Source organism: Chitiniphilus purpureus, from assembly GCF_025642115.1.
GTDB lineage: Bacteria > Pseudomonadota > Gammaproteobacteria > Burkholderiales > Chitinibacteraceae > Chitiniphilus > Chitiniphilus purpureus.
Genome location: NZ_CP106753.1, coordinates 2,690,472 through 2,704,086, shown reverse-complemented (window position 1 = coordinate 2,704,086; position 13,615 = coordinate 2,690,472). Strand labels below are relative to the sequence as shown.

The window sequence follows — 13,615 nt, the reverse complement described above, 5'->3', positions numbered from 1 at the left end:
AGGGCGCCGATGTTCAGCAGGGTTTCTGGTAGACGATGGCATCGGCGAACTTCCGGATGGTGAACAGAGAAGAGATACGGCTCATCGATTCGGCGTGGCCAAGGCAGACAAAGCCGCCGGGCCGCAGCGCGTCGTACAGCGCCTCGGCGGTGCGGCGGCGCGACAGATCGTCGAAGTAGATCAGCAGGTTGCGGCAGAACACCACGTCGATGTCGCGCCAGGACTGCATTGCCGCCGGGTCGGTGATATTGACGCAGCTGAACGCCACCGCCGCACGCAGCGTCGGATCGATCCGGTAGCCGCCGGCCTCACGGCTGAAATACCGACTGCGCAGCGTGTCGGGCACCAGCTGCAGCGCGCGCTCGCCATACAGCCCTTCCTGTGCGCGCGCCAGCATCTCGGTATCGATGTCCGAGGCAAGGATCTCCACATCGCGCGTTGCCAGTTGCGGCCAATATTCGAGCAGGTAGATGGCCAGCGAGTACGCCTCCTCGCCCGAGGCAGTCGGGATCGACCAGATCCGGATCGGCTGGTCGGCCGGGCGGCGCTGCGCCACCTCGTCCAGGATCGGGCCCACCAGGCAGCGCAGCTGATGCGCCTCGCGCAGGAAATAGGTCTCGTTGACCGTCATCGCGTTGATCAGCTGCTGCAGCTCCCCGTCCGGGGCCTGCGCATCGGTCAACAGCGTGGTGAAATACTGCTGGAAATCGCGGTGCCCGCTGGCACGGATACGCAGCAGCAGGCGTCGGTCGATGAAATAGCGCTTGCTGTCCTCGAAGTGGATGCCGGTCTTGCGGTAGAAGAAATCGCGAAAGCGTTCGAAATCGGCCTGGCTGAGCGCAAGCGGGGCGGGAACGTCAAGCATGCCCTTGGATCCTGGCCGCGGCGAGGTCGGCGGCGAAGGCGATGAACGCCGCGTCGGGAAAGCGCGCCTTGAGCCGGTGCAGTGCCGGCAGTTGCGCGGGTTCGCCGATGCGGGCCAGGATTTCGACCGCGCCGGCGCATACGTTGACGTGCGGGTCGTGTTCCAGCACTGCGACCAGCCATTGCCGCACCTGCGGCGCCGGACATTCGTCCAGCGTGCTCAATACATGGATGCGCAGGTCCGGGTCGGGATCGGCCAGCAACCCGGGCACCAGCGGGTGGAATGCGTCGGGCATCTGGCGCAGCGCATCCACCAGTTCGGTACGCCGCGGTGCATCGGCCTGGCGCAGCAGCACGGCCAGCCGTGCCGCCACCCCGGTGTCGGCATGGACGATCAGCGCGGTGAGCAGCCGCTCGCGCACCGCCGCCTCGGGCTCGCCGGCGAGCGTATCCAGCAGTGCGGCGGCCACGGTGGCATCGCCAGGCTGCAGCGCAAGCCGCTGTGCCGCGTGCGCGCGGGTGGAGGGGTCGGGCGCCTGCAGCAGGCACAGCGGGTCCGCGACATCAGCGGTGGGCGCGGGCGGCTGGGTCGCCTTGCGGATCAAGGCCATGGCTTGCCCTCCGGGGCAGGGCGGCGTGCCCATGCGATCAATTGGTCGGCGATGGCACCGGCGGGCAGCACCACGGTGGCGCCGCCGGCCGAGATCAGCGCCTGCGGCATGCCGAAGATCACTGCGCTTTCGGCCGATTCGGCGATGGTCAGCCCGCCCTGCGCGTGCACCTCGCACAGGGCGGCCGCACCGTCGTAGCCCATGCCGGTGAGCTGCACGCCGATGATGCGGGAAGCGGGCACGCATGCCAGCGCGCTGCGCACCAGCACCTCGACCGCCGGGTGCCAGTAGTGGGCCGGATCGATGGGGCGCGGCTGGGCGATCAACTGCTCGTCGCGGCGCAGCAGCATCAGGTCGGTCTCGCCCTTGGCCACATAGGCGTGTCCGGGTTCGAGCACGCATGATTCGCGCACCTCGCTCACCGTCAGCGCGCACAACCGGTCCAGCCGTGCAGCGAAGGCGTGGGTGAAGGCGGCCGGCATGTGCTGGCAGATCACCACGGGATAGGGAAAGCCGGCCGGCAGCCGCGGCAGGATCTGTTCGAGCGCGCGCGGCCCGCCGGTCGACACGCCGATCAGCACCACGCCGGTGGGGCCGTTGCTGCCGGGGGGGGCCGGTGGCAGCCGGTGCGGCGGAGCCTGTGGCGGCGCCGGCCGGCGTGGCGTGGGGCGTACCACCCGGGCATGGGCGGCGGCGCGTACGGTGGTGACGATCTGCGCGCCGGCGTGGCCGAGCCCGAGCAGGATGGAGCCCTGCGGTTTGGCCACGCAATCGACTGCGCCCATCGCCAGCGCTTCGAGCGCGGCCAGCGAGCCATGTTCGGTGATGGCCGAGACCATCACCACCGGCGTGGGCCGGGTGACCATCAGCCGTGAAAGCACGGTCAGCCCGTCCATGCCGGGCATGGTCACATCGAGTGTCACCACGTCCGGTGCGAACCGGGTGAGCGCTTCCAGCGCGCTGGGGCCATCGGCGCAGGTCAGCACCTCGAAGCCCCCGTCCTCCTCGAACAGGCGTGCCAGCTCGCGCCGCATCAGCGCGGAGTCGTCGACGATCAGCAGGCGTAGCCGTGCTTCAGCCATGCACGGCCTCGGCCAGTTCCGGTGCGCCATGCAGCAGTGTCCGGGCATCCACCACCAGCAGCATGCGCGCCGCGTCCAGCACCACCCGGCGCAGCAGCAGCGCCTGCTCGGCCGACAACGGCGGCAACGCATCCTCCCCCGCCGGCAGTGCCACCACATCGCAGACGCGGTCGACCAGCACGCCGGTCGGTGTCTCGCCGGCGCCGGTCACGACCACGACACGCTGGCGCTGCGCCGCGGCAGGCCCGCCCAGCCCGAGCCGGGTCCGGGCGTCGATCACCGGCAACGCGTTGCCGCGCAGATTGAGCACGCCCAACACATCCGGGCGCGCCAGCGGGGCGGGCGTGAGCGTATCGGGCAGTGCGATGATCTCCTGCACCTGGGCCACGGCCACGGCCAGCTCGGCCTCGCCGACCTGGAACACCAGGACATGCTGGGCCTCGTCGCCGGCAGTGGCCGACGTCGGATCGGAAAGGTCGGACACGGCGGGCTCCAGGCCGTACAGGGCCGTTTCATCCAGCAATCGTTCGGGCGTCAGCAGCGCGACCAGCCGCCGGCCCTGGGCCAGCTTGAGGATGGCGGCAATCTCATTCATCCGCCGGGTATGCGCCAGCAGCGGCGGCACCGGTTGTGCCTGCGCGGTCCCGGCATCCAGCACCTCGCTCACCGTCTCGACCAGCAGGCCGACCTCGACCGGGGCATCTGTGCCAGCGCGAAGCCGCAGCACCACCACGTGCCGTGCCGGTGCCCCCTGCGGCGCGGCCAGCGCGGCGCGGGTATCGAACACCGGCAGCAGCCGCCCGCGGCGCGTCATCATCCCGAGCATATGGGTCTGCATATGCGGGGTGACCAGCAATTGGGCCGGGGCCGGCACGATCTCTTCGATGGCGGCGACAGGCATCGCGTATTCCTGGGTGCCCAGCCGGAAGACCAGCAGCAGCTCGCCTTCGGTCTCGGTTTGTGGCGACGGCATGGCCGGTTGCGGCGCGGGAGGCCGGGCCGGCGCGGCGGCCGGTCGGGTGAGGCGGACCAGGTCCGGCACGCGGCGTTCGTCCTGGTCCGGGCGTGCCGGGATCACCTGGGCCAGGCCCGCGGCGGCCTCTTCGGCCGTGGCCGGACGCGCCGCCGTCGCGGGCAACAGCGCCAGGCCCTGCACCGCGTCCACCAGCACCGCCTGCCGCTGTGCATGCAGCACCAGCAGCCGGCTTGCCGGGCCGGGCGCCTGCTGCGCTGCATCCAGAAGCGCTGCCAGCCCGAGGACTGCCACTGCGTGGCCATGCCGGTTGACCAGGCCCAGCATCGCGGCGGGTGCCAGCGGTACCGGATGCAGCGCCGGCACACGCACCACCTCGGCGATCTGGGTGAGGGGCGAGGCGCAGGCGAGGCCGCCCGCCCGATACAGCAACCACGGCACTGCCTCGTCGCCGCCCGGGCTTGTCTGCAGCGCGGCTTCGCTCATAGGGCTTTCAATTCATCCGTCAGCGCCGCGGTCTCTTCGACCGCCGCCGCCAGATCCTCCATGCCGCGCAGCTGCTGGCGCGCCGCCAGCGATGCCTCGGCGGCCGATTGGCCGGCCTGCATGGCGGCCGCGGCGATCAGGCTTACGCCTTGGCGGGCCAGTGCCATGCGCTGGCTGATCTCGGTGGCCGCGCTGACCACGCTGTGGCCATGCTGCACCACCAGCGACAGATCCTGTTCCATTGCCAGCAGACCTGCGGCGATGCGCTCGGTCTTGGCCGCCTCGCCGCTGGCGAGTGCGCCCACCTCGCTGACGCTGCGGCGCACTTCGGACAGCGTGTCCTGCGCTTCGCGGATCACTTCGCGGATCTGTCCGACGTTGCTCTGCGCAGTCAGCGCGAGCTTCTTGATGTCCGTCGCCACGGTGACGAAGCCGCGGCCATGCTCGCCAGCGCGTGCGGCCTCCACCGAGCCTGTCACCGCCAGCATATTGGTCTGGATAGCCAGCAGCGCCAGTGCTTCGACAGCCGCGTCGATCTGTCGGCGCACGCGGTCGAGCGCCGCGAGTTCGTCCTGATTGCGTCCGTTGTCGCGCTCGGTGTGGCGGACCCCCTCGATCAGTGCCTCCACCGCGGCGCGGTTGTCGCGCAGCAGGGCCTGTACCGCCTCGGTGCGTTCGATCGCCGAGCGCGCCTCGCGCTCGGCGGTTTGGGCATTGCGCTCGATCAGGTCCGCGGCGCTGGCCTGCTGCGCCGTGGCCACCGACTGTTCCTGCGCTCCGCGCCCGATCTGTTGCAGTGTGCCGCTGATCTGCGACGACGCCTGGCTCAACTGGTGCACCGTGATGGCCAGCGACTGGGCCGCATCGGCCAGTTCCTGGGAATGGACCTGCCCGCTGTGGCGGGTCTGCGCGGCCAGGTCGGCCAGCGCGCGGGCGGCCGCCTCGCCCTGCGACAGCGCGGCGCTCTGCTCGCCGATGGTCTGCATCATCTCTTCGCTGGCGGCCGCCTGCTGCTGGGCGGCGGCGGCCACCACTTCGGTGCCACGCGCCATCTGCTGCGCCGAGAAGACCGCTTCGATGGCGCCGGCGTTGATCCGGCGCGCGCTGTCGAGCACGGCCTCCATGTCGCCGCGCACCTGGTCGAGCTGGCGCGTGATCAGCGCGCTGGTGCCCAGCTGTTCCTCGATCCGGCGTGCCGACTGTTCGATGCCGACGGCGATCCCGTCCACCGCGTGCTGGATATGCTGCACCTGTTCACGCACCCGGGCGGCGGTCTCTTCGGAATCGGTCGCGAGCAGCCTGATCTCGCCGGCCACGACGGCGAAGCCCTTGCCATGGCGCCCGGCCTTGGCCGCTTCGATGGCGGCATTGAGCGACAGCAGGTTGGTCTGGTCGGCGATATGCAGCACCAGCTCGACCACATTGCCGATGCGCTGCGCGAATTCGGTCATGGTGCCCACCCGCTGCGAGGTGACGCGCTGCCGGGTGGCGATCACGTCCACCCCGGCGAGGGTGAACCGGATCTCGCTGCCGACGCTGGCGATCAGCGCATGCAGCTGCTCGACCTTGTGCTGCATCTCGGCCGTGATGTCGCGCTGCGTGTTGAAATGCTGCACGGCCTCCTGCACCGCGGCGGCCGATTCATGCGAGGAGCCGGCCGCCTCTTCGGCGCCGGCGGCGATCTGGGTCATCGCGTGTTGCAGCTCCTCGGCGGCGGCGGCCGAGTCGGCGATGCCGCCGACCAGCTGCTGCGAGGCCGCGCCCAGCCGTTCGGCCAGTTGCTGGCGACGTGCCGACACGCGCGCCTGCTGGCGCAGCCGCTCCGCTTCGGCCCGGTCACCCGCCTGCCGCGCCGCATCCTCGGCCACGGCGTAATCGCCGGCCGTTGTCCCCTTGCGTACTAACGCCATGTTCTGCCGCTGCCTTATCGGTTTGATTTATTTGTCGATTGCGGGTGGCGGATACGTCGGGCATCCGCTGTGGACGCCTTTGCGTTTGGGCCGCGCTCAAGGCGACCCATTCTATACAGCCGGCCACCTGCCTGCCTTGGCCGCATGGCGCATCGCGTTGTAGGCGTATTCCTACAAGGACCAGGCCATCCGCATGGTTCAGCGCAGCCGCCCTTCGGGCAGCGTGAAGAAGAAGGCCGCGCCTTGCCCGGGAACGCCCTTGGCCCAGATCCGCCCGCCATGCAGCCGCACCAGTGCCTGCGCAATGGCCAGCCCGATGCCGTTGCCATCGAATTCGCCGGGCGGATGCAGGCGCTGGAACGGCAGGAAAAGCCGCATCACCTGTGCCATGTCGAAGCCCACGCCGTTGTCCTGGAGATGGAACACCTGCTGGCCATTGGCTTCGGTGATGCCGAATTCGATGGCCGGATCGGGATTGCGCGCGGTGAATTTCCAGGCGTTGTCGAACAGGTTGTAGAGCATGATGCGGATCAGCTTGGGATCGGCACTGACCACCAGCCGACCCGGCAGTGTCAGGCGTACCGTGCGTTCCGGGTGCAGTGCCTGCAGTTCTTCGCCGATGCCGCGTGCCAGTTCGGCAAGGTCGACCGGCTGGCGGCGCACTTCGCTGCGGGACAGGCGCGACAGCGTCAAGAGATCGTCGATCAGCGCGCCCATGTGGCGCATGGTGCCGCGCATGCGCGTCACATAGCTGCGGGCGCGTCCGTCCAGCCGCTCGCCGTAGTCGTCCAGCAGCACCTCGATATAGCCCTCGATGGTGCGCAGCGGGGAGCGCAGGTCGTGCGCGACCGACTGTGCGAACGCCTCCAGCTCGTGATTGGCGGCGGCCAGTGCACGGGTGCGCTGCTCGATGCCTTCCTCAAGGTGGCCGCGGTAGTGCTCCAGCTCGATCTCGGCCGTCTTGCGCGCGGTGATGTCGATCAGAAAGCCCTGCAGATGGTGCCCGTCCTCGTCGCGCCGGTGCTCGGCCAGCAGATGGACCCACACGGTGCGCTCGTCGCGCGCCAGCAGCCGGCATTCGAATTCCACCGGGGTGCCGGCATGGGCCGTGGTGAACAGCTGATACGCCAGATGGCGGTCATCCGGATGCAGATAGGTGGACAGGAAGTTCTCGTGGTACCACACCGCCAGCGGGTGGCCCAGCAGCGCCTCGGCACGGGGGCCGACATAGATGAAGCGCCATTCCTCGGGGTTGGCGTCCCATGGGATGACGCGGGTGGATTCGACCAGCCGCTGGAAGCGGTCCTGGCTGGCGCGCAATGCCGATTCGATATGGCGGCGGCTGATCAGGTCCGCCTCCAGCTGCAGGTTCTTCTGCTCCAGCGTGTCGATCAGCGACTTGAGCGATTGCCGCGTGGCCTCCAGGCTGTGGCCCAGCTGGCCCAGTTCGTCCTCGCGCTTCCAGATGAAGGGCTCGTCCAGTTCCTGCTCCGCCAGCTTTCTGGATTGCCGTGACAGTGCCGCCAGCGGCTTGACCACGCGCGAATCGAGCAGGAACAGGATCAGGCCCAGGCTGACCGCCAGTTGCACCAGCACCGACACGATGGTCTGGCGCTGCTCGCCGCGGATCTGGGCAATCACCCTGCCATCGTCGAACTCGACGGTCACCTTGCCGATCTGCGTGCCTTGCTTGGATACCATCCGGGTCAGCGTATAGCGCTGCCCCTGGCGCCGCTCCGGCCGGTTGGCGGCCAGGAAGGTGCCAAGCGCGTTGTCGCTGACCAGCACCCGCACCACCCGTTCATCGCTCATCACCGAATCGAGCAACGGCCGGCCCGATTCGGGCGACAGGTTCCACAGCGGCTCCTGCATGCCCAGCATCAGGATGTCCGCAAGCCGGGCGTGGTCACGCTGGCTCTGCAGACGTGCCTTGCCCAGCTGGGAATCGAGCCTGAGGTAGCTGGCGATGGTGGCTGGCAGCAGCAGGCCCACGAGGATGGCAAGGATGAGCGCGGTACGCAGCGATAGTTTCATGGGCATCGGTCATGGGCGGGAATGCGCCCCGCGTAGTCTATCCGACAAACCGGCGTGCCGCTTTTCCAGGGCGGCGGCAGTGTTGCTTGACGCTGCGCAGCGCCCTGCGGTGGTGGGCGCGGCATAATGGCCCCCCTATGCCGGGCAAGGGAGACAGCGATGCGGATTGCAGTACTGGGAGCGGGGGTGATCGGGGTGACGACGGCATGGTTCCTCGCACGGGCGGGCCACGCCGTCACTGTGATCGAGCGTGCACCTGAAGCGGCGCGCGAGACCAGCTACGCCAACGGCGGCCAGATCTCGGTGTGCCATGCCGAACCGTGGGCCAATCCCAAGGCGCCGTGGAAGGCGCTGCAATGGCTGGGCGAGGAGGATGCGCCGCTGCTGTTCCGGCTGCGGGCCGATCCGGCACTGTGGCGCTGGGGCCTGGGTTTCCTGCGCCAGTGCACCCCGGCGCGGGCGCGCGCCAACCTGCAGCACCTGGTGCGGCTCGGGCTCTACAGCCGTGCCACGCTGCAGGCGCTCAGAAGCGAGCTGGCGCTGGACTACGATGCGCGCACCGAGGGCATCCTGCATTACTACACCGATCCGGCCGAATTCGAAGCCGCCATCCCGGCCGCCGCCGCGATGCGCGACGTGGGCCTGGACCGGCAGGTGAAGAGCGCCGCCGAATGCCTGGCGATCGAACCGGCACTTGCCCGATCGCGCCGCCCCATCGTCGGCGGCACCTACACCCCGTCCGACGAGTCGGGCGATGCGCGCAAGTTCACCGACCAGCTTGCTGCGCATGCCGCACGGCTGGGCGTGGTGTTCCGCTACGACTGCGTGATCGAGGGCTTCGCCGCGGCCGGCGGGCGCATCGATCATGTGCGCCTGCGCGATGCCACCGGTCCGGCGGCGCTGCAGGCCGATGCCATCGTGGTGTGCCTGGGCAGCTACAGCCCGCTGCACCTGGGACCGCTCGGGATACGACTTGCGATCTACCCGGCCAAGGGCTACTCGGCCACCATCCCGGTACGCCCGGGACAACATGCGCCGACCGTCAGCCTGACCGATGATGGGCACAAGCTGGTGTTCTCGCGGCTGGGAGACCGGCTGCGCGTGGCCGGCACGGCCGAATTCAACGGTTATGATCTGTCGCTCAACCCGGTGCGCTGCCAGGCGCTGATCGAGCGCACCCGCGACATCTTTCCCGACGGGGCTGACTACGGGGCGGCCGAATTCTGGTGCGGCCTGCGTCCGGCCACGCCCAGCAACCTGCCCTATATCGGCCGCACCCGCTATCCCAACCTCTACCTCAACACCGGCCACGGCACGCTGGGTTGGACCGAGGCGTGCGGCTCGGGGCTGGCGCTGGCGCAGATGGTCGACGGCCAGCGCCCGCAGGTCGATTTCCCCTTCCTCGGGCAGCCCGGGTGAAACGGGCGCGCCAGTTGGATTCAGGCTGGGCCGGGCCCTGCCGCTGCCGGGAGCCGGCCCTGGCGCAGCAGCACTGACCGGTCCAGTGCCGCGACATCGGTGATGCCGCACAGCGCCATGGTGGTGTCCAGCTCCTTGTGGATGATGGCAAGGCTGTCCAACACCCCCTGGCGGCCCCTTGCGGCCAGCCCGTACAGGAAGGCCCGGCCGATGTAGACGCCGCGCGCGCCGGTAGCCAGCGCCTTGAGCACGTCCTGTCCCGAGGTGATGCCGCCGTCCATGTGCACTTCCACCTGGTGTCCCACCGCGTCGACGATGTCGGCAAGCACCGAGATGCTCGATGGCGCGCCGTCGAGCTGGCGGCCGCCATGGTTGGAGACGATCAGCGCATCCACGCCGGCGGCAGCGGCGAGCCGCGCGTCCGCCACGTCCATGATGCCCTTGAGCACGAGCCTGCCTTGCCAGCGCTGCTTGACCCAGGCGACATCCTGCCAGCTGAGCGTGGGGTCGAACTGACGCGCGTTCCATGCTGCGAGCGACGCGGTGTCGGTGACGCCGGCAGCGTGGCCGACGATGTTGCCGAAACTGCGGCGCCGGGTGTTGAGCATGCGCCAGCACCACGCCGGCCGTGTGGCCAGATTGAGCCAGTTGGCCAGCGTGGGCCGTGGCGGAGCGCTCAATCCGTTCTTCAGATCCTTGTGGCGCTGGCCCATGATCTGCAGATCCACGGTCAGCACCAGCGCCGAGCAGCGCGCGGCCCGGGCCCGCTCGATCAGCCGGGCCATGAAGTCGCGGTCGCGCAGCATGTAGAGCTGGAACCAGAATGGTCTGCCGGTATGGCTGGCCACGTCCTCGATCGAGCAGATGCTCATCGTGGACAGGGTGAACGGCACGCCGAATGCCTCGGCCGCCTGCGCCGCCAGGATCTCGCCGTCGGCGTGCAGCATGCCGGTCAGGCCGGTCGGTGCCAGTGCCACCGGCATCGTGACCGGCTCGCCCAGCATGGCCGATCGCAGGTTGCGATGCTGGATATCCACCAGCACGCGCTGACGCAGCCGCAGCGCGGCAAGATCATGCCGGTTGGCGCGGTAGGTGGATTCGGTCCACGAGCCGGTATCGACATAGTCGTAGAACATGCGCGGCAGGCGTCGGCGCGCCAGATGCCGCAGGTCTTCGATGCAGGTGACGACGCCCATCTGCCGCGCCGCTCAGCCGGTGATCCAGCGCAGGCAGTCTTCCGCCCAGTGCAGACCTTCGTCGCGCGCCAGTCCGAGCGCGTGCGCGCCCTTCTGGTAAAGATGCAGCTCATGGGGCACCCCGGCATCGGCCAGCCGGCGGGTGAACTGCCAGCTGTGCTCGGCCGATACTTCCAGATCCTCGCCGGTATGCCAGACAAAGGCGCGCGGGCAGCTGCCGTGCACGGCCTCGATCGGCGAGAAGGCGCGTTGCATCGCCGCATCGTGCTGCCAGTCGCCAAGGAAGTTGGCCCGGGTCTCGCGATGCGCCAGCGGGTCGGTGAGGCTGAGCACGCCATAGCAGAACACCCCGAAGCCGGGGACCTGCGCGATATCCGCCACCTCGCCGACACCTTCCTGCGCCAGCAGCGTCCGGCCGGCCCCGGTGCACAGCACGCCGGCCAGGTGGCCCCCGGCCGAGGTGCCGATCACGCCGATGCGCTGCGGGTCCATGCCCCACTCGCCGGCGTGGGCACGCACCAGCGACAGCGCCGCATAGGCATCGGCGCACTTGGCACGGAAGTTGTAGCCGCGCGACCCGAGCCGGAACCGGACCACGAATACCGCGATGCCGCGCCCGGCGAACCATTCGCCGTACTGCCGCCCGGATTTCTCGGACAGGAACGAGTAGCCGCCGCCGGGAAGCGCCAGCATGCCGTAGCCGGTGCGTACCGTCGGGTCCGGCAGGTAGGCCTCGATGACGGGCGTGTCGTCGGGGTAGGGACCGGTGGCGAAGGGCGGCCGGCCCGGCCACAGGGGAAGCTCGATTCTTTGCATGGATTAGAAGTCCTTGAGGCGGCTGCAAGGTATCGGCGGCGGCCCGGTGCGCGTCGTGACGCGGCGGGCCACCGCCGGATGCCGCGGTTGCTGGCGCCGCCGGCGTGCCGGCGGCATCCGCGGTCGCTCAGACCGTTTCGGCCTGCTTGTCGTGCATCTGCACCACCTGGCCACGGGCCTGGTCGATCACGAACTCGCTGCCTTGCCAGACCGCGGCCGGATCGACGCGCGGGCGCGCTTCCTTGAGCGCGTTGCGGCCCTGCTCGATGCCGTCGAACAACCAGGCATAGTCGGCCTGCGGCACGCCATGGGCATCCAGGCAGGCTGCCACGGTACGGGCGTAGAACTGCATGATCTCCGGATAGGCATCCATGATCAGCGCCTCGGCCAGCTCCTCCGCCTGATCACGCTTGGGGTCGAGCGGCAGCGGGCGCAACTGTGCCAGCGCCGTGTCGTGCAGCACCGCGGCGCGCAGCGCGGCGAAGCGGGCGGCGCCGAACATTGGCACGAACAACTGCTGCTCAAGCTGGCCGCGCAGCGCCGCATCATCGGCGGCGTAGGCGCAGATCGCGTTCTGCAGCAGCCAGCGCAGCGGGAACACCACCCGCTCGGGGAAGGCGATGTCGCGGAAGAAGTGGTCCGGATAGTCGCGGATCTCCTGTTCGACCTTGCCCTGGATGCGCGTCATGTGCAGGTACAGGCCACTGGCGCGATCCAGCCCGCGCGAACGGGTCTCGCCGTAGAACACGCTCTGTTCATTGGCGAAGTTGCGCACCATCTTGGCCAGCCGGTCGACCTCGGTCTCGGCCCAGGCACCGGCGGTGCCAAGCACGGTGAGGCAACCCACCGACTGCAGCACGCGGCCGGACTGGTAGTCGGTGCCGGTGACGATCTTCAGGCCCGGGCGGGACAACTGGTGCTGGCCGCCGATGGCGAATGCCCAGCAGCGGAACATCTTCAGTGCGTCGCTGGTGTCCGGCGCCACGATCTCCTCGGGCACGCCACCTTGCTGGAACATCCACAGCAGAAAAAGGTCATGGCCGATCGCCGTGTGCCACTTCCATTGCTCGTCCTTGCCGATACCCTGGTTTTCCAGGCAGACCAGTGCGGCATCGAAGCCGGACACCGGCGCGCGATGCAGCACCAGGTAGCGGTCCTCGAAGGCGAATGCCAGCGCGCCATCCGGGTCCTGCAGCACCCCGAAGCGCCGGCCGTCCGGCGCGGTGCAGTCCAGCGGCACCCGCACCGTGCTGCCGTCCACATGCTGCAGCAGCATGGCGTCACCATCGCGGCGGCGGCCAGTGTGCGGATAGCTGCGTTGGCCATCGGTATTGGACAGGCAGGTCTGCACCGCGACCGGGATCGTGGTGCGGGCGATCTCGGCCAGCGCGTTCTCGTCCAACGGCCGGTATCCGCGGAAGAAGCGCAGTGCCGCGGTCAGCTTGTAGATCAGGAACGGCATCACCCCATCCACGCCGGGTTCCTGGTCGAACAGCTCGCACAGTGCGTGGACCACCTCGTGGTGATACACGGTGTCGCCGTCGGTCACGGCGAGGCGGGCGGTCTGCAGCCGCTGCCAGTTCTGATCGAGTTCGCACATCCGGTAGAGGGTGGCCATGCTGCGGTCGGTGCCATAACGGGCTGCGCTGCCGCCACCCGGAACCGGCTGATTGACATAGATCACCCGTGCCTTGGAGGCGATCTCGGCGACGGTTTCCTGGATGATGCGGTCCGAGCCGTCGGTGGAATTGTTGTCCACCGCCACGATCACCACCCGGCCCAGGTCGACGCGGGTCTGGGTCAGCAGTGAGGCGAGCGTGGCGCGGATATGCGGCGCTTCGTCCATGAACTTGATGATCAGGAAGGTATCGCGCCCTTCGCGTGCCAGCGTGGCGGCGTCGTCGAAGGGCAGCACCTGGTCTGCGCCGTAGAATTCGGCGCGGGCCGCCAGGTGCCGTTCGATGATGCCGCGCTGCAGTGCGGTGATCTCGCCCCAGTCCGCGTCCGACCCGGCGTCGCCGCGGGCCAGCAACGCTTCGCGCAGTGCCAGCACCTGTTGCGCATCCGCCAGCTGTTGCGGCGCGATCTTGTTCACATTGGAGGTATGCATCAGTTCCAGCAGCCGGCTGTTGAGCGCCGCCTGCGGCGTCTGCTGCCGGTTCGCCAGGGTCGGCAGGTGCTTCCAAAGGGTACGACGGTCTTGGTTCATGTCTTTCTCGATGAG

At 69.1% G+C, this 13,615-nt stretch carries 10 protein-coding genes; 1 reads left to right on the top strand and 9 read right to left on the bottom strand.

The features are described 5' to 3' along the window. Positions 1–13 precede the first annotated feature (13 nt). The 6 genes from N8I74_RS12540 to N8I74_RS12515 form a co-directional block, all read right to left on the bottom strand. Positions 14–865 carry a CheR family methyltransferase gene (locus N8I74_RS12540; protein ID WP_263123447.1) on the bottom strand — a complete coding sequence of 284 codons (852 nt, stop codon included), beginning with the start codon at positions 863–865 and terminating at the stop codon, positions 14–16. Continuing rightward, positions 858–1,475, bottom strand: a complete 618-nt coding sequence (locus tag N8I74_RS12535; protein ID WP_263123446.1) for a HEAT repeat domain-containing protein — start codon at positions 1,473–1,475, stop codon at positions 858–860. Before N8I74_RS12535 ends, N8I74_RS12540 begins: the two co-directional genes overlap by 8 nt. Beyond that, positions 1,466–2,557 carry a chemotaxis-specific protein-glutamate methyltransferase CheB gene (cheB, locus tag N8I74_RS12530; protein WP_263123445.1) on the bottom strand — a complete coding sequence of 364 codons (1,092 nt, stop codon included), beginning with the start codon at positions 2,555–2,557 and terminating at the stop codon, positions 1,466–1,468. The genes N8I74_RS12535 and cheB overlap by 10 nt, the downstream gene beginning before the upstream one ends. Next, the gene (locus tag N8I74_RS12525) at positions 2,550–4,016 is read right to left on the bottom strand and encodes a chemotaxis protein CheW (protein WP_263123444.1); all 1,467 of its coding nucleotides are present in this window, start codon (positions 4,014–4,016) and stop codon (positions 2,550–2,552) included. The genes cheB and N8I74_RS12525 overlap by 8 nt, the downstream gene beginning before the upstream one ends. Further along, a complete protein-coding gene (locus N8I74_RS12520) occupies positions 4,013–5,926 on the bottom strand; it encodes a methyl-accepting chemotaxis protein (protein WP_263123443.1) in 1,914 nt (637 codons plus the stop codon). The genes N8I74_RS12525 and N8I74_RS12520 overlap by 4 nt, the downstream gene beginning before the upstream one ends. Before the next feature lie 198 nt (positions 5,927–6,124). Next, the gene (locus N8I74_RS12515) at positions 6,125–7,960 is read right to left on the bottom strand and encodes an ATP-binding protein (protein WP_263123442.1); all 1,836 of its coding nucleotides are present in this window, start codon (positions 7,958–7,960) and stop codon (positions 6,125–6,127) included. A gap of 159 nt (positions 7,961–8,119) precedes the next feature. Here N8I74_RS12515 and N8I74_RS12510 point away from each other — a divergent pair, with 159 nt between their 5' ends. Then, the gene (locus N8I74_RS12510; RefSeq protein ID WP_263123441.1) at positions 8,120–9,379 is read left to right on the top strand and encodes a D-amino acid dehydrogenase; all 1,260 of its coding nucleotides are present in this window, start codon (positions 8,120–8,122) and stop codon (positions 9,377–9,379) included. 20 nt (positions 9,380–9,399) lie between these two features. Here N8I74_RS12510 and N8I74_RS12505 read toward each other — a convergent pair whose 3' ends face one another. The 3 genes from N8I74_RS12505 to N8I74_RS12495 all read right to left on the bottom strand — a co-directional run bounded on the left by N8I74_RS12505 (position 9,400) and on the right by N8I74_RS12495 (position 13,600). Next, entirely contained in the window at positions 9,400–10,575 is a 1,176-nt protein-coding gene (locus N8I74_RS12505; protein WP_263123440.1) for an alpha-hydroxy acid oxidase, read from the bottom strand. Positions 10,576–10,587: 12 nt separating this feature from the next. Next, complete coding sequence (locus N8I74_RS12500; RefSeq protein ID WP_263123439.1) at positions 10,588–11,391, bottom strand: alpha/beta hydrolase; 804 nt, start codon at positions 11,389–11,391, stop codon at positions 10,588–10,590. Positions 11,392–11,518: 127 nt separating this feature from the next. Beyond that, positions 11,519–13,600: a glycosyltransferase family A protein gene (locus tag N8I74_RS12495; protein ID WP_263123438.1), complete on the bottom strand. Its 2,082-nt coding sequence runs from the start codon at positions 13,598–13,600 to the stop codon at positions 11,519–11,521. Between the last annotated feature and the right edge of the window lie 15 nt (positions 13,601–13,615).

What these genes read in the sequence shown, in the direction of transcription:
- N8I74_RS12495 (WP_263123438.1), bottom strand. Translation starts at nt 13,600, where the DNA reads ATGAACCAAGACCGTCGTACCCTTTGGAAGCACCTGCCGACCCTGGCG.
- N8I74_RS12510 (WP_263123441.1), top strand. Translation starts at nt 8,120, where the DNA reads ATGCGGATTGCAGTACTGGGAGCGGGGGTGATCGGGGTGACGACGGCA.
- N8I74_RS12525 (WP_263123444.1), bottom strand. Translation starts at nt 4,016, where the DNA reads ATGAGCGAAGCCGCGCTGCAGACAAGCCCGGGCGGCGACGAGGCAGTG.
- N8I74_RS12505 (WP_263123440.1), bottom strand. Translation starts at nt 10,575, where the DNA reads ATGGGCGTCGTCACCTGCATCGAAGACCTGCGGCATCTGGCGCGCCGA.
- N8I74_RS12520 (WP_263123443.1), bottom strand. Translation starts at nt 5,926, where the DNA reads ATGGCGTTAGTACGCAAGGGGACAACGGCCGGCGATTACGCCGTGGCC.
- N8I74_RS12515 (WP_263123442.1), bottom strand. Translation starts at nt 7,960, where the DNA reads ATGAAACTATCGCTGCGTACCGCGCTCATCCTTGCCATCCTCGTGGGC.
- N8I74_RS12500 (WP_263123439.1), bottom strand. Translation starts at nt 11,391, where the DNA reads ATGCAAAGAATCGAGCTTCCCCTGTGGCCGGGCCGGCCGCCCTTCGCC.
- N8I74_RS12535 (WP_263123446.1), bottom strand. Translation starts at nt 1,475, where the DNA reads ATGGCCTTGATCCGCAAGGCGACCCAGCCGCCCGCGCCCACCGCTGAT.
- cheB (WP_263123445.1), bottom strand. Translation starts at nt 2,557, where the DNA reads ATGGCTGAAGCACGGCTACGCCTGCTGATCGTCGACGACTCCGCGCTG.
- N8I74_RS12540 (WP_263123447.1), bottom strand. Translation starts at nt 865, where the DNA reads ATGCTTGACGTTCCCGCCCCGCTTGCGCTCAGCCAGGCCGATTTCGAA.